The following is a 24540-nucleotide window of genomic DNA, read 5'->3' as shown; positions in this document are numbered from 1 at the left end:
CTAAGCTGCTGGCTCCTTATCGAGCGGCGGAGCCGAGCATGTCCGAGTTGATTCTGCATCATTACCCGACGTCCCCTTTCGCCGAAAAGGCCCGCTTGCTGCTGGGCTTCAAGGGGCTGTCCTGGCGCTCGGTGAACATTTCGCCGGTGATGCCAAAACCCGACCTGACGGCGCTGACCGGCGGCTACCGCAAGACGCCGGTGTTGCAGATTGGTGCTGATATCTATTGCGACACCGCGCTGATGGCTCGTCGTCTGGAGCAGGAAAAAGCCTTGCCTGCGTTCTTTCCGGAAGGCCAGGAAATGATCACCGCAACCTTCGCGGCGTGGGTCGATTCGGTGGTGTTCCAGCATGCGGTCAGCCTGGTGTTCCAGCCGGCGTCGGTGGCAGTGCGCTTCGGCAAGTTGTCGCCGGAAGCGATCAAGGGGTTCCTGGCCGATCGCGCCGGCTTGTTCAGCGGTGGCAGCGCCACACGCTTGTCGGCCGAGCAGGCTCGGCACCAGTGGCCAACGATCATGGCGCGTCTGGAGCAACAGCTTCAGCGCGAACAGGGTGACTTCCTGTTCGGCGAGCCGTCGATTGCCGACTTTGCCCTGGCCCATTCACTGTGGTTCCTCAAAGCGACGCACGTGACGTCACCGTTGGTGGATGCTTATCCGGCCGTGTCGGCGTGGTTTGGCCGGGTGATGGGCTTTGGTCATGGCGCGTTCAGCGAGATGACTTCTGAGGAAGCGCTTGAGGTCGCGCGCAACGCCACACCGGCTGCATTGCCGGATGAGCAGTTCGATGAGCCGAACGGGTTCGAGGTTGGCCAGCAGGTGGTGGTCGCTGCGACCGATTACGGCGTTGATCCGGTGGCGGGTGAGTTGTTGTTTGCGGGTAGCGAAGAGTTGATTCTGCGTCGCGAAGACGAGCGGGTTGGCGTGGTGCATGTGCACTTTCCGCGGTTCGGGTTTCGTATCGACGCGCAGTAGGCGCTAACCACTGATTTTCTGGTCATGCACTAACCTGTGGGAGCTGGCTTGTCGGATCGCCGCACCGCTGCGATGAGGTCAGCCCAGCAATATTGATGTTGCCTGACACTCCGCTATCGCAGCGGTGCGGCGATCCGACAAGCCAGCTCCCACAAAGGACGGGGTCGGCCTGAAAAGCTATTCCAGCGCCGCAAGAACCTTGTCCGGGTCATACCCGCGAATCAAGGTCCCGTTCACATCGATCAGCGGAATCCCGCGTCCGCCCAGCGCCTCATAGGCCTTGCGTGCACCGGCATCTTTCTCGATATCGAATTCCTTGTACGGAATACCCTTCTGGTCGAGAAAGCGCCGGGTCAGCTTGCAGTAGCCACACCAATCGGTGGCGTAGAGCACGACGTTGGCCTTGGCCTGGGTCTGCTCGGACACCACCTGCGAGGGGTGAAACACCCGCTCGATCTTGCCCCAGTTCTGGTAAACCACGACCACCAGCAAGATCAGCAAGCATTTCTTCAACACGCCGCCGAGCATCAGTTGCGTCGCTTGAGCTGGTCGGTCAATTGGGTTGGCAGGCCTTTGATGATCAGCGTGCCAGCCTCTTCGTCATATTCGATCTTCGAGCCCAGCAGGTGCGCTTCGAAGCTGATGGACAAGCCCTCGGCGCGGCCGGTGAAGCGGCGGAACTGGTTCAGGGTGCGCTTATCCGCGGGAATCTCGGGCGACAGGCCGTAGTCCTTGTTACGGATGTGATCGTAGAACGCCTTCGGGCGCTCTTCGTCGATCAGCTCGGACAGTTCTTCCAGACCCATGGGCTCGCCCATTTTTGCCTGGCTGCTGGCGTAATCCACCAGGGTCTTGGTCTTTTCGCGCGCGGACTCTTCCGGCAGGTCTTCGCTTTCGACGAAGTCACTGAAGGCTTTGAGCAGGGTGCGGGTTTCGCCGGGGCCGTCGACGCCTTCCTGGCAGCCGATGAAATCACGGAAATACTCCGACACCTTTTTGCCGTTCTTGCCTTTGATGAACGAAATGTACTGCTTGGACTGCTTGTTGTTCTGCCACTCGGAGATGTTGATCCGCGCCGCCAGGTGCAACTGGCCAAGGTCCAGATGTCGCGAAGGAGTCACGTCCAGCTGATCGGTCACTGCAACACCTTCGCTGTGGTGCAGCAGGGCGATGGCGAGGTAATCGGTCATGCCCTGCTGGTAATGAGCGAACAGCACGTGGCCGCCCACAGAGAGGTTCGACTCTTCCATCAGCTTCTGCAGATGTTCCACCGCCACCCGGCTGAAGGCTGTGAAGTCCTTACCGCCATCGAGGTATTCCTTCAGCCAGCCGCTGAATGGATGCGCCCCGGACTCGGCATGGAAGAAACCCCAGGCCTTGCCTTGTTTGGCGTTGTAGCTCTCGTTGAGGTCGGCAAGCATGTACTCGATGGCGCTGGACTCGGCCAGTTCGGAGTCGCGGGCATGAAGAACTGCGGGTGTGCCGTCGGGTTTTTTGTCGATCAGGTGGACGATGCAATGACGGATCGGCATGGGCTTCTCGGCTGATTGAAGAGAGGAGGGCGTGCTCCCCCGAAAAAGCGCTCAGTGTACCGCAACCACTGGTTTTGGCGTGGTGCCAAGGGCAATTTGCAGCTGTCCGCCGGCTCTTATGCAGTTTTTTGCCGATTTAGAGCAATAAAGCTGACCAAATGGGTAGCTAGAGGCGGATATTTCCCCGTCTCTGTGCTAGTTTTGCCCGGTCTTACGCGAAGTCACTGCGTTAAGCGTGCATTCAGCATTTGTCAGGTCGAACCAAACCCTGATTTCGGTATCTATAACCCCGACTCGTCGTGGTTATGGCCGAGGGTGCCAGATCCAGAAGATCGGGCTCGATGGCTGACACTGCACTCTGCAATCCATATGAATTTGATAGGGAAGGAACATTACATGGCTCTTACTAAAGACCAACTGATCGCCGACATCGCTGAAGCTATCGACGCGCCAAAAACCACCGCGCGTAACGCTCTGGACCAACTGGGCCAAATCGTTGCTGATCAGCTGGAAAACGGCGGCGAAATCACCCTGCCAGGTATCGGCAAGCTGAAAGTGACTGAGCGTCCTGCCCGTACCGGCCGCAACCCTTCGACTGGCGCTGCCATCGAAATCGCTGCCAAGAAAGTTATCAAGCTGGTTGTGGCCAAAGGCCTGACCGACGCTGTTAACAAGTAAGACTTGTTAAAAAAAACCGTGCTCCGGAGCAATCCGGGCACGGTTTTTTTGTGTCTGCGATTTAGCGATTGACCTGCAACACCACTGAACCAATGTGTGCGAGCAAGCCCACTCCCACAGTTGATCTGCGCCGGTCAGTTACTCAGCTTTTACGCGCCCAACGTTCGCGCCAGACCTGCTGTTCGGATTTAGTCTGGAACGTCCAGGCGACGAAGCGGCTTTGTTTCTGCCCTTGAGACATTTCCACGACCTGGCTTTCCAATACGCCGGCCTTTTTCAGCGCCGTCTGGATCGCTGGCAGGTTTGAGGCTTTCGAGACCAGGGTGCTGAACCAAAGCACTTTGTGTTGGAAATGCGCGCTCTCGGCGATCAGTTGCGTCACAAACCGTGCTTCGCCACCTTCACACCACAGTTCGGCCGATTGACCGCCAAAGTTCAGTACCGGCAGTTTGCGTTTCGGGTCGGCTCGGCCCAGTGCGCGCCATTTACGCTCGCTGCCCTTGGTTGCCTCGTCCATCGAGGCGTGGAACGGCGGGTTGCACATGGTCAGGTCAAAGCGTTCGCCGGGTTCGAGCAGGCCCAGCAGAATGTGCTTGGGATTGCTTTGCTGACGCAGCTGGATGGCCTTGTTCAGCCCGTTGGACTGTACGATGGCTTTGGCGGCAGCCACGGCTGTCGGGTCGATTTCCGAACCGAGGAAGTGCCAGCGGTAGTCGCTGTAGCCGATCAACGGATAGACGCAGTTGGCGCCCATGCCGATATCGAGCACCTTGACCGGCGCGCCGCGAGGGATCTCGCCGTCGTTGACGCTGGCCAGCAGGTCGGCCAGAAAGTGCACGTAGTCAGCCCGACCCGGAACCGGTGGGCACAGGTAATCGGCCGGGATGTCCCAATGGGCGATGCCGTAGAACGACTTGAGCAGCGCCCGGTTGAACACCCGAACCGCGTCCGGGCTGGCGAAGTCGATGCTTTCCTTGCCATACGGGTTGATGATCACGAACTTCGCCAGTTCCGGCGTGGTTTTGATCAGCGCCGGGAAGTCGTAACGACCCTGATGGCGATTGCGCGGATGCAGGCTGGCCTTCTCGCGGGGCTCCACGACTTTGGCCGGGATGGCGGAGTCAGGCTTCTTGCGCGCAGGTCTTGGTGTGCGGGGGGCGTTCATGGGCGTTGTCGATTCGGGTATGGCTAAAAGTGGCGGGTATTGTCCCACATCCAGCCGTTGTGAACCCAATTGTAAAGTTCGCCGCTCCCACAGGGATTTTTGGTGTGTGGAGGAAAGCGGCAGGCATAAAAAAGGGAGGCCATCTGGCCTCCCTGTTTCGTTGCGACTTGCCGTTACAGGCTGGCAATCCGCGCATGCTGCTCGGCCAGCTTGCCCAAAGCCTGTTCAACTTCGGCCAGTTTGGCGCGTTCCTTCTCGATGACTTCGGCCGGGGCCTTGTCGACGAAACCGGCGTTGGACAGCTTGCCGCCGACGCGCTGGACTTCACCCTGCAGACGCAGGATTTCCTTGTCCAGGCGAGCCAGTTCGGCGTCCTTGTCGATCAGGCCAGCCATTGGCACCAGCACTTCCATCTCGCCAACCAGTGCGGTGGCGGACAGCGGTGCTTCTTCGCCGGCCTTCAGAACGGTGATCGATTCCAGACGCGCCAGCTTCTTCAGCAGCGCTTCGTTCTCGGTGAGACGACGCTGATCTTCGGCGCTGACGTTTTTCAGGAACAGGTTCAGCGGCTTGCCCGGGCCGATGTTCATTTCGCCACGGATGTTCCGCGTGCCGAGCATCAGGCCCTTGAGCCATTCGATGTCGTCTTCGGCGCCCTGGTCGATGCGTGCTTCGTTGGCCACTGGCCAAGGTTGCAGCATGATCGTCTTGCCTTCGATGCCGGCCAGCGGCGCGACGCGCTGCCAGATTTCTTCGGTGATGAACGGCATGAACGGGTGGGCCAGGCGCAACGCGACTTCCAGCACTCGAACCAGCGTGCGACGGGTGCCGCGCTGACGTTCGACCGGTGCGTTTTCGTCCCACAGCACAGGCTTGGACAGTTCCAGGTACCAGTCGCAATACTGGTTCCAGATGAACTCGTACAAGGCTTGTGCGGCCAGGTCGAAACGGAACTGATCGAGCTGGCGGGTCACTTCGGCTTCAGTGCGTTGCAGCTGCGAGATGATCCAGCGATCCGCCAGGGACAGCTCGTAAGCTTCGCCGTTCTGACCGCAGTCTTCGCCCTTGTCCAGCACGTAGCGCGCCGCGTTCCAGATCTTGTTGCAGAAGTTGCGATAGCCTTCGACGCGGCCCATGTCGAACTTGATGTCGCGACCGGTCGATGCCAGCGAGCAGAACGTGAAGCGCAGGGCGTCGGTGCCATAGCTGGCGATGCCGTCAGCGAACTCGTCGCGGGTCTGCTTCTCGATCTTCTTCGCCAGTTTTGGCTGCATCATGCCGGAGGTGCGTTTCTGCACCAGCTCTTCCAGTTCGATGCCGTCGATGATGTCCAGCGGGTCCAGGACGTTGCCCTTGGACTTGGACATTTTCTGGCCCTGGCCATCACGTACCAGACCGTGCACGTAAACGGTCTTGAACGGAACCTGCGGCGTGCCGTCTTCGTTTTTCACCAAGTGCATGGTGAGCATGATCATCCGGGCAACCCAGAAGAAAATGATGTCGAAACCGGTCACCAGCACATCGGTGGAGTGGAATTTCTTCAGGAATTCGGTCTGCTCCGGCCAGCCGAGCGTGGAGAAAGTCCACAGACCCGAACTGAACCAGGTATCCAGAACGTCGTTGTCCTGTTGCAGCGCAACGTCCGGGCCGAGGTTGTTCTTGGCACGCACTTCGGCTTCGTCGCGACCGACATAGACCTTGCCCGACTCGTCGTACCAGGCCGGAATCCGGTGGCCCCACCACAACTGACGGCTTATGCACCAATCCTGGATGTCGCGCATCCACGAGAAGTACATGTTTTCGTACTGCTTGGGCACGAACTGAATGCGGCCATCTTCAACCGCAGCGATGGCCGGCTCGGCCAATGGCTTGGTCGATACATACCACTGGTCGGTCAGCCACGGTTCGATGATGGTGCCCGAGCGATCGCCTTTCGGCACTTTCAGGGCGTGATCGTCGACGCTGACCAGCAGGCCGGCGGCTTCGAACGCGGCCACGATCTGTTTGCGCGCTTCGAAGCGGTCCAGGCCGGCGTATTCGGCCGGGATCTTGCCGTCGATGCTTTCGTTAAGCGTGCCGTCGAGGTTGAACACCTGGCAGGCCGGCAGCACGTGGGCATTCTTGTCGAAGATGTTCAGCAGTGGCAGGTTGTGGCGCTTGCCGACTTCGTAGTCGTTGAAATCGTGGGCCGGGGTGATTTTCACGCAGCCGGTACCGAATTCAGGATCGCAGTAATCGTCGGCGATGATCGGGATGCGGCGGCCAACCAGCGGCAGCTCGACAAATTTGCCGATCAGGGCTTTGTAGCGTTCATCGTTCGGGTTAACGGCCACGGCGGCGTCGCCGAGCATGGTTTCCGGACGCGTGGTCGCGACGATCAGGTAATCCTTGCCTTCAGCGGTTTTGGCGCCGTCAGCCAGCGGGTACTTCAGGTTCCACAGGAAACCTTTCTCGTCGTGGTTTTCCACTTCGAGGTCGGAAATCGCCGTGTGCAGCTTGGTATCCCAGTTGACCAGGCGCTTGCCGCGGTAGATCAGGCCGTCTTCGTGAAGGCGCACGAACGCTTCTTTCACCGCTTCCGAGAGGCCGTCGTCCATGGTGAAGCGCTCACGGCTCCAGTCCACGGACGAGCCGAGGCGACGGATCTGACGGCTGATGTTGCCGCCGGACTGATCCTTCCACTCCCAGACTTTCTCGAGGAATTTTTCGCGGCCCAGATCATGGCGATTCTGGCCTTGAGCTTCGAGTTGACGCTCCACCAGCATTTGCGTGGCGATACCGGCGTGGTCGGTGCCCGGCTGCCACAGGGTGTTGCGACCCTGCATGCGGCGGAAACGGATCAGGGCATCCATGATCGCGTTGTTGAAGCCGTGACCCATGTGCAGGCTGCCGGTGACATTCGGCGGCGGGATCATGATGGTGTAGGACTCGCCCGCGCCTTGCGGGGCGAAGTAATTCTCAGACTCCCAGGTTTTGTACCAGGAAGTTTCAATGGCGTGCGGCTGGTAGGTCTTATCCATGCGCGGCGGGACCCTATTGGCATTTATTCAGGAAAGCCGGCAAGTATAACGGGGCATCGGGCGTAGGGCGAGCGGGTGCGGACCGGGCGCAGATCAATAACAGCGCGAATCAAATGTGGAGGCAATTTGTAGGGTGTAGGGAGAGGGGGCTTACCCTGTAGGAGCTGTCGCAGGCTGCGATCTTTTGGCGTCTTCAAGAACACTGAAGATCAAAGTCAAAAGATCGCAGCCTGCGGCAGCTCCTACACTGGAATGGTGGTGTTTATTCGTACTGACTGAGCAACCGCTCCATTCGCGCATCCAGCCGGCGTTTGATCTCGGTTTCGATGTGCGGGGCGAAGTCGTCGATTACGTCTTGCATGATCAATAGCGCGGCGGCGCGCAGTTCGCTGTCCAGGTGCAGCAGGGCGTCGGGGCCTTTGCTGGTGGCAGGCGACGGCTGCGCTGCCGGAGCAGGCGGCGGTGTCGTTTCGACCGGCTGCGGCGCATTGCCGACCGTGTCGAACAGCATGGGGATCTGTTCCTGATCACCTTCGATGACCGTGTCGGTCAGCAAGGGCGGTTGCAGGTTGTCATCACCGAGCAGTTGGCGGATCGACTCGAGGTCATCCAGCAGATGCGCGGAATTTTGCTGCGGTTTTGGAGTGTCCATCGGAATGCTCAGAGTCGCTGTAAACGGTGATCTTGCAGAGGATAGCCCTGTTCGCGGTAGAAACGGAAACTCTCCCGCGCAGCCGAACGAATCGTCGGATCTTCCACCACCACTTCCGCCACGCGGGCGAACTGTTTGGCAAATACCGGGACTTTCAGGTCGAGATTGACCAGCAGATCCTGATGCTGGCCGCAGTCATCGCCAAGACCCAGGACAATCAAACCGTCTGGCTCGCTTTCGGCGGGACCATGGGGCACGAAGCTTTCGCCCTTGAAGGCCCACAAACGCGCATCGAGGTCATCACGCTGGGCGGCATCGCTGCAGTGCAGGTAAATGCGATGGCCCATGCGCCAGGCTTTTTCGGTGAGCTTGCAGGCGAAATCCAGCCGTGCCGAAGGATCGGCGCTGGGCAGGATATAGAAGTCGACTTTGGTCATTGCGGTTCCTGAGCCCTGAACGGCGCCACGAGTAAGTGGCACCGCTCGGGGTCATCGGTTTCAGGCTTTGGCGCGGTCCAGCAGGTATTGGGTCAGCAGGGGAACCGGACGGCCAGTGGCGCCCTTGTCCTTGCCGCCGCTGGTCCAGGCCGTGCCGGCGATGTCCAGATGCGCCCAGTTCAGGTTCTTGGTGAAGCGCGACAGGAAGCAGGCGGCGGTGATGGCGCCGGCTTTCGGGCCGCCAATGTTGGCGATGTCGGCGAACGGGCTGTCCAGCTGCTCTTGATATTCATCGAACAGCGGCAGTTGCCAGGCGCGGTCGTCGGCGGCTTGGCCGGCGCTCAGCAGTTGGCCGATCAGCTCGTCGTTGTTGCCCAGCAAGCCCGAGGTGTGGGAACCCAGTGCGACGACACAAGCGCCGGTCAGGGTAGCGATGTCGATCACCGCTTGCGGCTTGAAGCGTTCGGAGTAGGTCAGGGCATCGCACAGCACCAGACGGCCTTCGGCATCGGTGTTGAGGATTTCCACGGTCTGGCCGCTCATGGTGGTGACGATGTCACCCGGACGTGCAGCGTTGCCGCTCGGCATGTTCTCGGCGCAGGCCAGGATGCACACCAGGTTGATCGGCAGTTTCAGCTCAAGCACGGCACGCAGGGTGCCGAACACGCTGGCGCTGCCGCCCATGTCGTACTTCATTTCATCCATGCCGGCGCCAGGCTTGAGGCTGATGCCGCCGGTGTCGAAGGTGATGCCTTTACCGACCAGTGCGTACGGCTTCTCGGACTTCTTGCCGCCGTTGTATTGCATGACGATCAGGCGCGGTGGCTGGGCGCTGCCCTGGCCGACGGCGTAGAACGAGCCCATGCCCAGGTCCTTGATCTTCTTCTCATCGAGGACTTCGACTTTCAGGCTCTTGAATTCTTTGCCCAGGTTCTTGGCTTGCTCGCCCAGGAACGTCGGGTGGCAGATGTTTGGCGGCAGGTTGCCCAGGTTGCGAGTGAAGGCCATGCCGTTGGCGATGGCGGTGGCGTGGGCCACGGCGCGTTCGACTTCAGCCTGTGCTGCCTTGATGGTCACCAGGGTGACTTTCTTCAGGGAGAGCGGGTCGGCTTTCTGGCTCTTGAACTGGTCGAAGCTATATTCGCCATCCACCAGGGTTTCGGCCAGCAGGCGGGTCTTGCCATAGCTGTCGCGGCCTTTGACCACGACTTCGTCCAGGGCCAGCACGGCATCGCTGCCGCCCAGGCCTTTAAGGGTATTGAGTACACCGGCGATGATTTTGCGGAACGGGCGATCACCCAGCTCCTCATCCTTGCCCACGCCCACCAGCAGCACGCGCTCGGCCTTGAGGTTAGGCAGGCTGTGCAGCAACAGGCTCTGGCCGACTTTGCCGGCCAGGTCGCCGCGCTTGAGTACCGCGCTGATGGCGCCACCGCTCAGCTCATCGAGTTGTCTGGCAACGGCGCCGAGCTTGCGGCCTTCGCCGACGGAGACCACCAGCGTGGCGGTCTTCAACGTTTCCGGGCTAACGCTTTTTACAACCAGTTCCATGTCCGGGTCCCTGAATTAATGGTCAATGTGCGCGACGCGCAAAGGCTTGCTTATAAGTAGAAAGGCGCCGGAGCAGTGCCAGCGACAAAGGCCGCAGTTTGAACCTCGCTAATGGCGCCTGACAACCCTCGGTCGTGCGAACTTCGGTGGTTCCGGTGTCTGCTTGAGCATGCGCAGTGACAGGCGCACCCAATCACAGGATAATGCGCCATCTTTTTCGGCGGCTCTGCCCTGCGGGCCGACCGATACGTTTGTTTGTTTGGCCGCTTAGCCTGACAACCCTGGAGTGTCTGGTTTGATTGTCTTCCGTTATCTATCCCGCGAAGTCCTGTTGACCTTGAGCGCCGTCAGCGCCGTGCTGCTGGTCATCATCATGAGCGGGCGTTTCATCAAATACCTCGCCCAGGCGGCCGCTGGCGCCCTGGATCCGGGGTCGCTGTTCCTGATCATGGGCTTCCGTCTGCCGGGTTTCCTGCAGTTGATCCTGCCTTTGGGGCTGTTTCTCGGGATCTTGCTGGCCTACGGTCGTCTGTACCTCGACAGCGAAATGACCGTGTTGTCGGCCACCGGCATGAGCCAGCAGCGGCTGTTTCGCATCACTTTGTTTCCGGCCACGCTGGTTGCGCTGGTGGTGGCATGGCTGAGCCTGAGCCTGGCGCCACAAGGTGCCAACCAGTTCCAGCTGCTGCTGAACAAACAGGACGCACTGACTGAATTCGATACCCTTGAGCCCGGCCGCTTCCAGGCCCTGCGCGACGGTACTCGGGTGACCTATACCGAGCAATTGTCGGATGACCGCATCAATCTGGGCGGCGTGTTCATTTCGCAAAAAAATGTAAATTCCGACAAAAAGGATCGCGGGATTTCCGTATTGGTGGCCGAGAAGGGGCGCCAGGAAATTCGCCCCGACGGCAACCGTTATCTGATCCTCGACAACGGCTACCGCTACGACGGCAATCCGGGTCAGGCCGACTACCGCGCCATCAAATACGACGAGTACGGCGTATTGCTGCCCAAGCCGGACGTCAGTGACGAAGTCACCGACCGCGATGCGATGACCACCAGTTCCCTGCTGGGCAATGATGACATCCGCTCGCGCACCGAACTGCAATGGCGTCTGTCTCTGCCGTTGCTGGTCTTTATCGTGACCCTGATGGCGGTGCCGCTGTCGCGGGTCAACCCGCGCCAGGGCCGTTTCCTCAAGCTGCTGCCGGCGATTCTTCTTTATATGGCTTACCTGACCATCCTGATTGCCGCTCGCGGCGCCCTCGAAAAGGGCAAGATCCCGGCGGCATTGGGCTTGTGGTGGGTGCATGCGATCTTCCTGTTCATCGGTCTGGGCTTGCTGTACTGGGAGCCGTTGCGCTTGAAGATGGCGAGTCGCCGCAGTGCGCTGGAGGTGGCCCGTGGATAAGCTCGATCGCTACATTGGTAGCAGCGTGTTCATGGCGATCCTGGCGGTACTGGGGATCATTCTGGGTCTGGCAACGCTGTTTGCCTTCATCGATGAGATGGGCGACGTCAGCGATACCTATACGCTGGCGGATGTCCTGAGCTATGTGCTGCTGACTGCGCCGCGCCGTCTGTATGACATGTTGCCGATGGCAGCGCTGATCGGTTGCCTGATCGGCCTCGGCAGTCTGGCCAGTCATAGTGAGCTGACCATCATGCGCGCTGCGGGCGTGTCGCTCGGGCGAATCGTCTGGGCGGTCATGAAGCCGATGCTGCTTTTGATGGCGGTGGGCTTGGTGATCGGTGAATACGTCGCGCCGGCCACGGAAGTTACCGCTCAGGCCAATCGTTCGCTGGCCCAGGGCAGTGGCGACGCGCAAAGCGCCAAGCACGGTCTGTGGCACCGGCAGGGTGACGAGTTCATCCACGTCAACTCTGTGCAACCCAATGGTCTGCTGTACGGCGTGACCCGTTATCGCTTCGACGATCAACGCCACATACTGTCTTCGAGCTTCGCCAAGCGCGCGGAATTCGACACGGATCACTGGCAACTGAGCGACGTCACGACCACGTTGTTCCATGAGAAGAACACCGAAGTGGTGACGACTCCCGTGGAGCGTTGGGAAGTAGCCCTGAGCCCGCAACTGCTGAGCACTGTGGTGATGGCGCCTGAATCTCTCTCGATCAGCGGTCTGTGGAGTTACATCCACTACCTGGCTGACCAGGGCCTGAGCAACGGTCGTTACTGGCTGGCATTTTGGGTCAAGGTGTTGCAACCGCTGGTGACCGCCGCATTGGTGCTGATGGCGATTTCCTTCATCTTCGGCCCGCTGCGTTCGGTGACCCTCGGTCAGCGGGTCTTTACCGGTGTACTGGTGGGCTTCACCTTCCGCATCGTCCAGGATTTGCTCGGGCCTTCAAGCCTGGTGTTCGGTTTCTCGCCGCTGTTTGCGGTGCTGGTACCGGCCGGTGTCTGCGCCCTGGCCGGGGTCTGGTTGTTGCGCCGGGCCGGTTGATCGCGGGTTATTCCCGATATGGCTTGTCACTCAAAACGCCCCTGTCGCAAGACCGGGGCGTTTTTTGTAAGCGCCGTCTGACCTGCGAACGTGACGCTTGCGCCGTGGATCAGGTACAATTCCCGGCTATTTTTCGGCGGGCTATGCCTGCAGCCTTTTTGAGTGTTGATCCGTGAGTGATTTGAGTCATATCCGCAATTTCTCCATCATCGCCCACATTGACCATGGCAAGTCGACGCTGGCCGATCGCTTCATCCAGATGTGCGGCGGCCTTGCCGAGCGCGAAATGGAAGCCCAGGTGCTGGACTCCATGGACCTGGAACGTGAACGCGGGATCACCATCAAGGCCCACAGCGTCACCCTTTATTACACCGCCCGCGATGGCATCAAGTACCAGCTGAACTTCATTGACACCCCCGGCCACGTTGACTTCACCTACGAAGTCAGCCGTTCGCTGGCGGCCTGTGAAGGTGCGTTGCTGGTGGTCGATGCCGGTCAGGGCGTTGAAGCGCAGTCGGTTGCCAACTGCTACACGGCAATCGAGCAGGGCCTGGAAGTCATGCCAGTCCTGAACAAGATCGACCTGCCTCAGGCCGATCCGGACCGCGTCAAAGAAGAAATCGAAAAAATCATCGGCATCGATGCCACCGATGCGGTCGAGTGCAGTGCCAAGACCGGCCTGGGCGTCGACGAAGTGCTCGAACGTCTGGTTCACACCATTCCTGCGCCGACCGGCAACTACGAAGATCCGCTGCAAGCGTTGATCATCGACTCCTGGTTCGACAACTACCTGGGCGTTGTTTCCCTGGTTCGCGTGCGCCACGGTCGTGTGAAGAAGGGCGACAAGATCCTCGTCAAGTCCACCGGCAAGATCCATCTGGTGGACAGCGTCGGTGTCTTCAACCCGAAACACACCCCTACCGCCGACCTGAAGGCCGGTGAAGTGGGCTTCATCATCGCCAGCATCAAGGACATTCACGGTGCGCCAGTGGGCGATACCCTGACCTTGAGTTCGACGCCAGACGTTGACGTGCTGCCAGGCTTCAAACGCATTCAGCCGCAGGTGTACGCCGGCTTGTTCCCGGTCAGCTCCGACGACTTCGAGGACTTCCGCGAGGCGCTGCAAAAGCTCACGCTCAACGATTCGTCGCTGCAATACACACCGGAAAGCTCAGACGCACTGGGTTTCGGCTTCCGTTGCGGTTTCCTCGGCATGCTGCACATGGAAATCATCCAGGAGCGCCTGGAGCGCGAATACAACCTGGACCTGATCACCACGGCGCCGACGGTAATCTTCGAGCTGCTGCTCAAGACTGGCGAGACGATTTACGTCGATAACCCGTCCAAGCTGCCGGACTTGTCTGCCATCGAAGACATGCGCGAGCCAATCGTGCGCGCCAATATTCTTGTACCGCAAGAGCACTTGGGTAACGTCATTACCCTGTGTATCGAAAAACGTGGTGTACAGGTCGATATGCTGTTCCTCGGCTCCCAGGTACAAGTGACCTACGACCTGCCGATGAACGAAGTGGTGCTGGACTTCTTTGATCGTTTGAAGTCCACCAGTCGCGGCTATGCTTCTCTGGACTACCATTTCGATCGTTACCAATCGGCCAGCCTGGTGAAACTGGACGTGCTGATCAACGGCGACAAGGTCGACGCGCTGGCGCTGATCGTGCACCGTGACAACTCGCACTACAAAGGTCGCCAGTTGACCGAGAAGATGAAAGACCTGATTCCGCGGCAGATGTTCGACGTGGCAATCCAGGCCGCCATTGGTGGTCAGATTGTGGCGCGTACAACCGTCAAGGCACTCAGAAAGAACGTATTGGCCAAATGCTACGGCGGTGACGTCAGCCGTAAGAAAAAACTGCTGGAAAAGCAAAAGGCCGGTAAAAAACGCATGAAGCAGGTGGGTAACGTGGAAATTCCACAAGAAGCCTTCCTTGCAGTGCTCAGGTTGGATAGTTAGGTCCTATGTCACTAAATTTCCCGCTGTTGCTGGTCATCGCCGTGTTCGTCTGCGGCCTGTTGGCGTTGCTCGATCTGCTGTTCCTGGCGCCACGGCGCCGGGCTGCCATTAACTCTTACCAGGGTAGCGTCAGCCAGGCTGACATGGTGGTGGTCGAGAAACTGAACAAAGAGCCGCTGCTGGTCGAATACGGCAAGTCGTTCTTCCCGGTGCTGTTCATCGTGCTGGTGCTGCGTTCGTTCCTGGTGGAACCGTTCCAGATTCCTTCCGGCTCGATGAAACCGACCCTGGACGTCGGCGACTTCATTCTGGTGAACAAATTTTCTTACGGGATCCGCCTGCCGGTGATCGACAAGAAAGTCATCGAAGTCGGTGATCCGCAGCGCGGCGATGTGATGGTGTTCCGCTACCCGAGCGACCCGAACGTCAATTACATCAAGCGTGTGGTGGGCCTGCCGGGTGACCAGATTCGCTACACCGCCGACAAGCGTCTGTTCGTCAACGGTGAGTCAATTGCCGAACAACTGGTCGGCTCCGAGCCGGGCACGCTGGGCAGTGCCGAGCTCTACAAGGAAAAACTCGGCATCGCCGAGCACCTTATCCGCAAGGAAATGAGCCGCTACCGCGCAGCGCCGGATCGTTCGTGGACCGTGCCTGCCGGGCACTACTTCATGATGGGCGACAACCGCGACAACTCGAACGACAGTCGCTACTGGGATGATCCGAGTATTCCCAAGGATCTGCTGGGCATGGTTCCCGACAAGAATATCGTCGGCAAGGCCTTCGCAGTCTGGATGAGCTGGCCGGAACCCAAACTCAGTCACCTGCCGAATTTCTCGCGGGTTGGCCTGATCAAGTAATCACACGCGGCGCTGTTGAACACAGCGCCGAATGCATTTCTGGAGTCGGCATAATCGGCAACAGAAGCATGAAAACAACGATATTCAGGACGTTATTTTTGAACACAGCGTTAATTGTCCCAAGCCTGCGCCGCACCACGGCGATGGCGGTGGAATCCAGCCACGAACTCAGCGTGGGTAAACCGTGAGCGTCTCCTTAAGCCGTCTAGAGCGTCAGCTCGGCTACACCTTCAAAGACCAGGAGCTGATGGTCCTGGCCCTGACTCACCGCAGCTTTGCCGGGCGCAACAACGAACGCCTGGAGTTCCTCGGTGATGCCATCCTCAACTTCGTCGCTGGCGAGGCGCTGTTCGATCGCTTCCCGCTGGCCCGCGAAGGCCAGTTGTCGCGTTTGCGCGCCCGCTTGGTGAAAGGTGAGACCCTGGCCGTACTGGCCCGTGGTTTCGACCTGGGCGAATACCTGCGCCTGGGCTCCGGCGAATTGAAAAGCGGCGGTTTCCGTCGTGAGTCGATTCTGGCCGATGCCCTGGAAGCGCTGATTGGTGCGATTTATCTGGACGCCGGCATGGACATGGCGCGCGAGCGCGTGCTGGCCTGGCTGGCCGGAGAGTTCGAAGGGCTGACGCTGGTCGACACCAACAAAGATCCGAAAACCCGCCTGCAGGAATTCCTGCAGTCCCGTGGTTGTGAGCTGCCGCGTTACGAAGTGGTGGATATCCAGGGTGAGCCGCATTGCCGGACGTTCTTCGTCGAATGTGAAATCATCTTACTGAATGAAAAAAGCCGAGGTCAGGGTGTGAGTCGTCGTATTGCCGAACAGGTAGCGGCCGCCGCAGCACTGATTGCCCTGGGTGTGGAGAATGGCAATGACTGATACAACCGCAACTCGCTGTGGCTATGTTGCCATCGTCGGCCGTCCCAACGTGGGCAAGTCCACGCTGCTGAACCACATTCTGGGTCAGAAGCTGGCGATCACCTCGCGCAAGCCGCAGACCACCCGTCACAACATGCTCGGCATCAAGACCGAAGGCGCCGTTCAGGCGATCTACGTCGACACCCCGGGCATGCACAAGGGCGGCGAAAAGGCTCTGAACCGCTACATGAACAAGACCGCTTCGGCGGCGTTGAAAGACGTCGACGTGGTGATCTTCGTGGTTGACCGCACCAAGTGGACCGATGAAGACCAGATGGTCCTCGAACGCGTTCAGTACGTGACCGGCCCGCTGATCGTGGCGCTGAACAAGACCGACCGTATCGAAGACAAGTCCGAGCTGATGCCGCACCTGACCTGGTTGCAGGAACAGCTGCCGAACGCGCAGATCATGCCGATCTCGGCCCAGCACGGGCACAACCTGGACACGCTGGAACGAGTGATCGCCGAGCACCTGCCGGAAAACGATCACTTCTTCCCGGAAGACCAGATCACCGACCGCAGCAGCCGCTTCCTCGCCGCCGAACTGGTACGCGAAAAAATCATGCGTCAGCTGGGCGCCGAGCTGCCGTACCAGATCACCGTGGAAATCGAAGAGTTCAAGCAGCAGGGCAAAACCCTGCACATTCATGCCTTGATCCTCGTCGAGCGTGACGGCCAGAAGAAAATCATCATTGGCGACAAGGGCGAGCGCATCAAGCGCATCGGCACCGAGGCGCGCAAGGACATGGAGCTGCTGTTCGACTCCAAGATCATGCTTAACTTGTGGGTCAAGGTTAAGGGCGGCTGGTCCGATGACGAGCGTGCGCTACGTTCGCTGGGTTACGGCGACCTGTAAACCCGGTCTGCGCTGCACCGTAGAACCCTGTGGGAGCGGGCTTGCCCGCGATGAGGATGTAACATTCAGCGCAGATGTTGAATGTAAGTCCGCCATCGCGGGCAAGCCCGCTCCCACATTGGTTTTGGGTTGTAAAACTGCGCACTTTCATTGAGAACTGCGATTTCCATGTCGACCACCGCGCCAACCGGCCAACCCGCCTACGTCCTCCACAGCCGCGCCTACCGCGAAAGCAGTGCACTGGTGGATTTCCTTACGCCGCAAGGTCGGCTGCGGGCGGTGTTGCGTAGCGCGCGGGGCAAGGCCGGGACGTTGGCGCGGCCGTTCGTGCCGCTCGAAGTCGAGTTTCGCGGGCGGGGAGAACTGAAGAATGTCGGTCGCATGGAAAGCGCCGGTGTTTCGACCTGGCTCAATGGTGAAGCATTGTTCAGCGGCCTGTACCTCAACGAGTTGCTGATTCGTCTGCTGCCCGCCGAAGACCCTCATCCCGCGGTTTTCGATCACTACGCCGCGACCTTGCTCGCCCTGGCTGAAGGCCGTCCGCTGGAGCCGTTGCTGCGCTCTTTCGAATGGCGTTTGCTCGACGACCTCGGTTACGGCTTTGCATTGAACACCGACATACACGGCGACCCCATCGCGCCAGACGGCCTCTATCGCTTGCAAGTGGATGCAGGCCTGGAGCGGGTCTACCTGCTGCAACCGGGTCTGTTCAATGGCACTGAACTGCTGGCGATGGCCGATGCCGACTGGTCCGCGCCCGGTGCGCTGTCCGCTGCCAAGCGCTTGATGCGTCAGGCGCTGGCCGTTCATCTGGGCGGTCGTCCCCTTGTCAGTCGCGAGTTGTTTCGCAAGCCATAGTTTCGCAGCCATAGGAACTGTTGATGCTTGCGTCAACAGACCCAAGCTCCCCGTGTATGCTGTGCACCGAACTTTCCCTTATTTCAGGAGCGCTTCCGTGACCACCAGCAATCGCATTCTTCTTGGCGTGAACATCGACCACGTTGCCACCCTGCGTCAGGCCCGGGGTACTCGCTACCCGGATCCGGTCAAGGCAGCGCTGGACGCGGAAGAGGCGGGCGCTGACGGCATCACCGTGCACTTGCGCGAAGACCGCCGGCACATTCAGGAGCGCGACGTCCTGCTGCTCAAGGACGTGCTGCAAACCCGCATGAACTTCGAAATGGGCGTCACCGAAGAAATGATGGCGTTCGCCGAACGCATCCGCCCGGCGCACATCTGCCTGGTTCCGGAAACCCGTCAGGAGCTGACCACCGAAGGCGGCCTGGACGTGGCAGGACAGGAGGCGCGGATCAAGGCTGCGGTGGATCGCCTGGCGAAGATCGGCTGTGAAGTATCGCTGTTCATCGACGCTGACGAACGGCAGATCGAAGCATCCCGCCGTGTTGGTGCGCCGGCCATTGAATTGCACACCGGGCGTTATGCGGACGCCGAGACGCCAACCGAAGTCGCTGAAGAGCTCAAGCGCGTGGCCGATGGCGTGGCATTCGGTCTGGGCCAGGGCCTGATCGTCAACGCCGGTCACGGCCTGCACTATCACAACGTCGAGGCTGTTGCGGCGATCAAGGGCATCAACGAACTGAACATCGGCCATGCACTGGTGGCCCATGCGTTGTTCGTCGGGTTCAAGTCGGCGGTGTCGGAGATGAAGGCGCTGATTCTGGCAGCTGCGTTGAAAGGTTAGATCGGCGGCGCGGCCATCGCGGGCAAGCCACGCTCCCACAGGTCCGAGTCGAACGACAACTATGTACTCGACGCGGACCTGTGGGAGCGTGGCTTGCCCGCGATGGCGTCTTTGAAGGCAGCGAAGATTTAAAGCGGCGGGGTTTCCTGGCTCGGCTTGGTCTTGTCGACCCCTGGCACATGCAGGTTGCCCTCGGCGACCTGATTGCCTTCCAGCTGTGGCTGCGTGACCCACGTCAGGATGTCGTAGTAACGACGGATGTTCGCCACGAAATGCACCGGTTCGCCGCCCCGGGCATAGCCATAGCGAGTCTTGCTGTACCACTGTTTCTGCGACAGGCGCGGCAGGATTTTCTTCACGTCCAGCCACTTGTCCGGGTTCAGCCCTGCCTTGGCTGTCAGTTTGCGCGCGTCATCCAGATGACCGCTACCAACGTTGTAGGCTGCGAGCGCGAACCACGTACGATCCGGCTCCTGGATCGACTCATCCAGTTGCTCCTTCATGTAGGCCAGGTACTTCGCGCCGCCCATGATGCTCTGCTTGGGATCGAGGCGATTGGACACGCCCATGGCTTGCGCCGTGTTCTGGGTCAGCATCATCAATCCGCGCACGCCGGTCTTGGACGTGACCGCCGCTTGCCACAGCGATTCCTGATAACCAACTGCGGCCAACAAGCGCCAATCGACTTTCTCTTTCTTGGCGTACGTCTTGAAATGCTGTTCGTACTTGGGCAACCGCTGCTGCAGATGCTGGGCGAAGGTGTAGGCGCCCATGTAACCCAGCACGTCGACGTGCCCGTAATAGCGATCCTTGAGGCGTTGCAGGGTGCCGTTTTTCTTCACTTTGTCGAGATAGGTATTGATCTCGTTGAGCAGGCTGTTGTCTTCGCCGGCGGCCACGGCCCAGCTCTGATTGCTGGCGTCGCCGAGATCGAAGGCGACCCGCACGTTGGGGAAGTACACCTGGTTCATTGCGACTTCGTTGGAATCGACCAGTGTCAGGTCGATCTGGGCTTCATCGACCATGCGCAGCAAGTCGACGACTTCAACCGCGTCGGACTCTTCGTATTCAATGCCGGGATATTTCTTTTTCAGCTCTGCCAATTGCTCGGCGTGGGTGCTGCCCTTGAGCACCATGATCTTCTTGCCGACCAGATCGCCTGCGTCGGTGGGCCGTGATTGGCCGTTGCGGTAGATGATCTGTGGGGTGACTTCGAGGTAAGAGTGGGAAAAGCGCACCTGCTTTTTGCGTTGCTCGCTGCTGACCAGGCCGGCAGCAGCCAGCACCGGGCCATTGGGCTTGCCCACCTGATTGAACAGGTCGTCGAGGTTGTCGGCAGTTTCGATCTTGAGTTCGACCCCCAGATCGTCGGCGAAGCGCTTCACCAGCTCGTATTCGAAGCCGGTTTCACCGTTGCGATCCTGAAAGTAGGTGGCGGGACTGTTACGGGTAACCACCCGCAGCACGCCATCCTCCTTTACGCGCTCCAGCGTGTTGGGTTTATCAACACAGCCACCGAGCACCAGGAAGAGTCCGGTTGCGATCAGCCATTTGGCGTACCGCGGACGCAAAGCCGTTGGGGAAAACATCTGCGCAGTATACGCAAAGGACCACGAGCGCCATATCTCGACAGCGAAGGGCTTGTCTGCTAGAGAGTCTAAAACCCGTTTGGAGTCCGCAGGAATGGGCCCGAACAGCATTTTGTGACAGAAAAAATAACCCGCGGCGCGCACCTGTTTCAGGCCCGAATACCCGGCCCGACGTTCGGGTGCAGCCGTGCGTACCGTTTCGGGTGCTGTCGCGGGCGGTTTAGGCTAGAATGCACGGCCTCAAAGCACACCCCTTCCCGAGGCTGTCCCGAAGATGTTGATCCTGCGCGGCGCTCCTGCCCTTTCTGCCTTTCGCCACAGCAAACTCCTTGAGCAACTGAGCCAGAAGGTTCCGGCTGTCAGCGGCTTGTATGCTGAATTCGCTCACTTCGCCGAAGTTACCGGCGTCCTGACCGGCGACGAACAGCAGGTGCTCGCGCGCCTTCTGAAGTACGGCCCAAGCGTTCCAGTACAAGAGCCAACCGGTCGTCTGTTTCTGGTGTTGCCACGTTTCGGCACTATCTCGCCGTGGTCCAGTAAAGCCAGCGACATCGCTCGCAACTGCGGCCTGACCAAGATCCAGCGCCTGGAGCGCGGTATCGCGTTCTACGTCGCCGGCCAGTTCAGCGACGCCGAAGCGCAGCTGATCGCAGGCGCCTTGCATGACCGCATGACCCAGATCGTATTGGACAACCTTGAACAAGCCGCCGGCCTGTTCAGCCACGCCGAACCCAAGCCCCTGACCGCGATCGACGTGTTGGGTGGCGGCCGCGCCGCGCTCGAAAAAGCCAACACCGAGCTGGGCCTGGCCCTGGCCGAAGACGAGATCGACTACCTGGTCAACGCCTTCGTCGGCTTGAAGCGCAACCCGCACGACATCGAACTGATGATGTTTGCCCAGGCGAACTCCGAGCACTGCCGTCACAAGATCTTCAACGCCAGTTGGGATATCGACGGTCAGAGCCAGGAAAAAAGCCTGTTCGGCATGATCAAGAACACCTATCAGATGCACAGCGAAGGTGTTTTGTCGGCTTATAAGGACAACGCCTCGGTGATCGTCGGCTCCGTTGCCGGTCGTTTCTTCCCGGACCCTGAAACCCGCCAGTACGGCGCGGTGCAGGAACCGGTGCACATCCTGATGAAAGTCGAAACTCACAACCACCCGACCGCGATTGCCCCGTTCCCGGGCGCATCCACCGGTAGCGGCGGTGAGATTCGTGATGAAGGTGCAACCGGTCGCGGCGCCAAGCCAAAGGCTGGCCTGACCGGTTTCACCGTGTCCAACCTGCAAATCCCGGGTTTCGAACAGCCGTGGGAAGTGCCGTACGGCAAGCCTGAGCGCATCGTTACCGCGCTGGACATCATGATTGAAGGCCCGTTGGGCGGTGCCGCGTTCAACAACGAATTCGGCCGTCCGGCCCTGACCGGCTACTTCCGTACCTTCGAACAATCGATCACCACCCCGCGTGGCGACGAAGTTCGCGGTTACCACAAGCCGATCATGCTGGCTGGCGGCATGGGTAATATCCGTGCCGAACACGTACAGAAAGGCGAGATCACCGTCGGCTCCAAGCTGATCGTGCTCGGCGGCCCGGCAATGCTGATCGGCCTGGGCGGTGGCGCTGCCTCTTCCATGGCCACCGGCACCAGCTCGGCGGATCTGGATTTCGCATCCGTACAGCGCGAAAACCCTGAAATGGAGCGTCGCTGCCAGGAAGTCATCGACCGTTGCTGGCAGTTGGGTGACAAGAACCCGATCAGCTTCATCCATGACGTGGGTGCGGGCGGTCTGTCCAACGCCTTCCCGGAACTGGTCAACGACGGTAACCGTGGCGGTCGCTTCGAACTGCGCAACATTCCAAACGACGAGCCGGGCATGGCCCCGCACGAAATCTGGAGTAACGAATCCCAGGAACGCTACGTTCTGGCAGTCGGCCCGGCGGACTTCGAACGCTTCCAGGCGATCTGCGAACGTGAGCGTTGCCCGTTTGCCGTGGTCGGCGAAGCCACTGCCGAACCGCAACTGACCGTGACCGACAGCCACTTCGGCAACAGCCCGGTGGACATGCCGCTCGAAGTGCTGCTGGGCAAAGCCCCGCGCATGCACCGTTCGGCCGTTCGCGAAAACGAGCTGGGCGACGATTTCGATCCGTCAACCCTCGAGATCGCCGACTGCGTCGAGCGCGTTCTGCATCACCCGGCCGTGGCCAGCAAAAGCTTCCTGATCACCATCGGCGACCGCACCATCACCGGCCTCGTGGCCCGTGATCAGATGGTCGGCCCGTGGCAGGTTCCGGTGGCCGACGTTGCTGTTACCGCCACCAGTTTTGACGTCTACACCGGTGAAGCCATGGCCATGGGCGAGCGCACTCCGCTGGCTCTGCTGGACGCTCCGGCGTCGGGCCGCATGGCCATCGGCGAAACCCTGACCAACATCGCGGCTTCGCGCATCGCCAAAATCTCCGACATCAAACTGTCGGCCAACTGGATGTCCGCTGCCGGTCACCCGGGTGAAGACGCGCGTCTGTACGACACCGTGAAAGCGGTCGGCATGGAATTGTGCCCGGATCTCGGCATCACCATTCCGGTGGGCAAGGACTCGATGTCCATGGCCACCCGCTGGAGCGACGAAGGCGTCGACAAGACTGTGACTTCGCCGATGTCGCTGATCGTGACCGGTTTCGCCCCAGTGGCTGACATCCGTCAGACCATGACCCCGCAACTGCGCATGGACAAGGGCACTACCGACCTGATCCTGATCGACCTCGGTCGCGGTCAGAACCGCATGGGCGCTTCGATCCTCGCTCAGGTTCACGGCAAACTCGGCAAGCAGGCACCAGACGTCGATGACGCCGAAGACCTGAAAGCCTTCTTTGCCGTGATCCAGGGCCTCAACGCCGACGGTCACTTGCTGGCTTACCACGACCGTTCCGACGGTGGTTTGCTGACCAGCGTGGTGGAAATGGCCTTTGCCGGCCACTGCGGCCTGAGCCTGAACCTCGACGGTCTGGCCGAAACCTCCGCCGACATCGCCGCGATCCTGTTCAACGAAGAACTGGGCGCCGTGATCCAGGTTCGCCAGGACGCCACTCCAGACATCCTCGCGCAGTTCAGTGCTGCCGGTCTGAGTGATTGCGTATCGGTGATCGGTCAGCCAATGAACAACGGTGAAATCAGCATCACTTTCAACGGTGACACCGTATTCGAAGGTCAGCGTCGTCTGCTGCAACGTCAGTGGGCTGAAACCAGCTATCAGATCCAGCGTCTGCGTGACAACGCTGACTGCGCCGATCAAGAATTCGACGTATTGTTGGAAGAAGACAACCCGGGCCTGAGCGTCAAGCTCAGCTACGACGTCAACCAGGACGTCGCCGCGCCTTACATCAAGAAAGGCATCCGCCCACAGGTTGCCGTGCTGCGTGAGCAGGGCGTCAACGGTCAGGTGGAAATGGCGGCCGCGTTCGACCGCGCCGGTTTCAACGCGATCGACGTGCACATGAGCGACATTCTGGCCGGCCGTGTCGACCTGAACGAGTTCAAAGGTCTGGTGGCTTGCGGCGGTTTCTCCTACGGCGACGTCCTGGGTGCCGGCGAAGGCTGGGCCAAGTCCGCGCTGTTCAACAGCCGCGCTCGCGATGCCTTCCAGGGCTTCTTCGAACGTAACGACAGCTTCACCCTCGGCGTGTGCAACGGTTGCCAGATGATGTCCAACCTGCACGAGTTGATCCCGGGCAGCGAGTTCTGGCCGCACTTCGTGCGCAACCGTTCCGAGCAGTTCGAAGCGCGCGTGGCGATGGTACAGATCCAGGAGTCGAACTCGATCTTCCTGCAAGGCATGGCCGGTTCACGCATGCCGATCGCTATCGCGCACGGCGAAGGCCATGCCGAATTCGCCAGCGAAGAAGCGTTGCTGGAAGCCGATCTGTCGGGTTGCGTGGCGATGCGTTTCGTCGACAACCACGGCAAGGTCACCGAAAACTACCCGGCCAACCCGAACGGCTCGCCGCGCGGGATCACCGGTTTGACCAGCCGTGACGGTCGCGTGACCATCATGATGCCGCACCCGGAGCGTGTATTCCGCGCCGTGCAGAACTCGTGGTGTTCGGAAGACTGGAACGAAGACGCACCTTGGATGCGTATGTTCCGTAATGCTCGGGTTTGGGTTAACTAA

Annotated in this window: 19 protein-coding genes; 11 read left to right on the top strand and 8 right to left on the bottom strand. The window is 60.0% G+C overall.

The features are described 5' to 3' along the window. The first annotated feature begins 38 nt into the window (after nucleotides 1-38). Nucleotides 39-974, top strand: coding sequence for a glutathione S-transferase family protein (locus tag PSH97_RS23010; protein WP_305446822.1), 936 nt, complete (start codon nucleotides 39-41; stop codon nucleotides 972-974). Between the two features lie 177 nt (nucleotides 975-1151). On the opposite strand, the gene PSH97_RS23005 is transcribed toward PSH97_RS23010, so the two are convergent. Further along, the gene (locus tag PSH97_RS23005; RefSeq protein ID WP_305446821.1) at nucleotides 1152-1502 is read right to left on the bottom strand and encodes a glutaredoxin family protein; all 351 of its coding nucleotides are present in this window, start codon (nucleotides 1500-1502) and stop codon (nucleotides 1152-1154) included. Then, complete coding sequence (yejK, locus tag PSH97_RS23000) at nucleotides 1502-2506, bottom strand: nucleoid-associated protein YejK (protein ID WP_305446820.1); 1005 nt, start codon at nucleotides 2504-2506, stop codon at nucleotides 1502-1504. The genes PSH97_RS23005 and yejK overlap by 1 nt, the downstream gene beginning before the upstream one ends. Before the next feature lie 396 nt (nucleotides 2507-2902). Between yejK and PSH97_RS22995 the strand changes: the two genes are divergently transcribed. After that, the gene (locus tag PSH97_RS22995; RefSeq protein WP_007905514.1) at nucleotides 2903-3184 is read left to right on the top strand and encodes an HU family DNA-binding protein; all 282 of its coding nucleotides are present in this window, start codon (nucleotides 2903-2905) and stop codon (nucleotides 3182-3184) included. Nucleotides 3185-3326: 142 nt separating this feature from the next. Here the strand turns inward: PSH97_RS22995 and rlmF are convergent, their stop codons facing one another. The 5 genes from rlmF to PSH97_RS22970 all read right to left on the bottom strand — a co-directional run bounded on the left by rlmF (nucleotide 3327) and on the right by PSH97_RS22970 (nucleotide 10009). Then, nucleotides 3327-4349, bottom strand: coding sequence for a 23S rRNA (adenine(1618)-N(6))-methyltransferase RlmF (rlmF, locus tag PSH97_RS22990; RefSeq protein ID WP_305446819.1), 1023 nt, complete (start codon nucleotides 4347-4349; stop codon nucleotides 3327-3329). A 173-nt stretch (nucleotides 4350-4522) separates the two neighbouring features. Further along, nucleotides 4523-7369 carry a valine--tRNA ligase gene (locus PSH97_RS22985; RefSeq protein ID WP_305446818.1) on the bottom strand — a complete coding sequence of 949 codons (2847 nt, stop codon included), beginning with the start codon at nucleotides 7367-7369 and terminating at the stop codon, nucleotides 4523-4525. A 262-nt stretch (nucleotides 7370-7631) separates the two neighbouring features. Next, on the bottom strand, nucleotides 7632-8021 hold the full coding sequence (locus PSH97_RS22980) for a DNA polymerase III subunit chi (RefSeq protein WP_305446817.1): 390 nt from the start codon (nucleotides 8019-8021) through the stop codon (nucleotides 7632-7634). An 8-nt stretch (nucleotides 8022-8029) separates the two neighbouring features. Next, on the bottom strand, nucleotides 8030-8458 hold the full coding sequence (locus PSH97_RS22975; RefSeq protein ID WP_305446816.1) for a DNA polymerase III subunit chi: 429 nt from the start codon (nucleotides 8456-8458) through the stop codon (nucleotides 8030-8032). A gap of 60 nt (nucleotides 8459-8518) precedes the next feature. Next, nucleotides 8519-10009 carry a leucyl aminopeptidase gene (locus PSH97_RS22970; protein ID WP_305446815.1) on the bottom strand — a complete coding sequence of 497 codons (1491 nt, stop codon included), beginning with the start codon at nucleotides 10007-10009 and terminating at the stop codon, nucleotides 8519-8521. A 295-nt stretch (nucleotides 10010-10304) separates the two neighbouring features. On the opposite strand from PSH97_RS22970, the gene lptF reads away from it, so the two are divergent. From lptF to pdxJ, 8 genes are all read left to right on the top strand, one after another. Further along, nucleotides 10305-11423, top strand: a complete 1119-nt coding sequence (gene lptF / locus PSH97_RS22965) for an LPS export ABC transporter permease LptF (RefSeq protein WP_305446814.1) — start codon at nucleotides 10305-10307, stop codon at nucleotides 11421-11423. Next, nucleotides 11416-12477 (top strand): LPS export ABC transporter permease LptG, encoded by a 1062-nt coding sequence (gene lptG / locus PSH97_RS22960; RefSeq protein WP_253552653.1) that lies wholly within the window; start codon nucleotides 11416-11418, stop codon nucleotides 12475-12477. The genes lptF and lptG overlap by 8 nt, the downstream gene beginning before the upstream one ends. Nucleotides 12478-12649: 172 nt before the next feature. Next, nucleotides 12650-14449, top strand: coding sequence for a translation elongation factor 4 (gene lepA / locus PSH97_RS22955; RefSeq protein ID WP_305446813.1), 1800 nt, complete (start codon nucleotides 12650-12652; stop codon nucleotides 14447-14449). A 5-nt stretch (nucleotides 14450-14454) separates the two neighbouring features. Next, nucleotides 14455-15309 carry a signal peptidase I gene (gene lepB / locus PSH97_RS22950; protein ID WP_038981676.1) on the top strand — a complete coding sequence of 285 codons (855 nt, stop codon included), beginning with the start codon at nucleotides 14455-14457 and terminating at the stop codon, nucleotides 15307-15309. Nucleotides 15310-15493: 184 nt separating this feature from the next. Continuing rightward, a complete protein-coding gene (gene rnc / locus PSH97_RS22945) occupies nucleotides 15494-16183 on the top strand; it encodes a ribonuclease III (protein WP_007905528.1) in 690 nt (229 codons plus the stop codon). Next, on the top strand, nucleotides 16176-17078 hold the full coding sequence (gene era / locus PSH97_RS22940; RefSeq protein WP_305446812.1) for a GTPase Era: 903 nt from the start codon (nucleotides 16176-16178) through the stop codon (nucleotides 17076-17078). The genes rnc and era overlap by 8 nt, the downstream gene beginning before the upstream one ends. Nucleotides 17079-17246: 168 nt before the next feature. Further along, entirely contained in the window at nucleotides 17247-17936 is a 690-nt protein-coding gene (gene recO, locus PSH97_RS22935; protein WP_305446811.1) for a DNA repair protein RecO, read from the top strand. 97 nt (nucleotides 17937-18033) lie between these two features. Beyond that, nucleotides 18034-18780 carry a pyridoxine 5'-phosphate synthase gene (gene pdxJ / locus PSH97_RS22930; RefSeq protein WP_305446810.1) on the top strand — a complete coding sequence of 249 codons (747 nt, stop codon included), beginning with the start codon at nucleotides 18034-18036 and terminating at the stop codon, nucleotides 18778-18780. Nucleotides 18781-18908: 128 nt separating this feature from the next. Here pdxJ and mltF read toward each other — a convergent pair whose 3' ends face one another. Continuing rightward, entirely contained in the window at nucleotides 18909-20369 is a 1461-nt protein-coding gene (gene mltF / locus PSH97_RS22925) for a membrane-bound lytic murein transglycosylase MltF (protein ID WP_305446809.1), read from the bottom strand. Nucleotides 20370-20643: 274 nt separating this feature from the next. On the opposite strand from mltF, the gene purL reads away from it, so the two are divergent. After that, complete coding sequence (purL, locus tag PSH97_RS22920) at nucleotides 20644-24540, top strand: phosphoribosylformylglycinamidine synthase (RefSeq protein ID WP_305446808.1); 3897 nt, start codon at nucleotides 20644-20646, stop codon at nucleotides 24538-24540.

This window comes from Pseudomonas cucumis, assembly GCF_030687935.1.
Lineage (GTDB): Bacteria > Pseudomonadota > Gammaproteobacteria > Pseudomonadales > Pseudomonadaceae > Aquipseudomonas > Aquipseudomonas cucumis.
The sequence above is the reverse complement of the archived record's forward strand: the minus strand, read 5'-3'. Positions and strand labels throughout refer to the sequence as shown.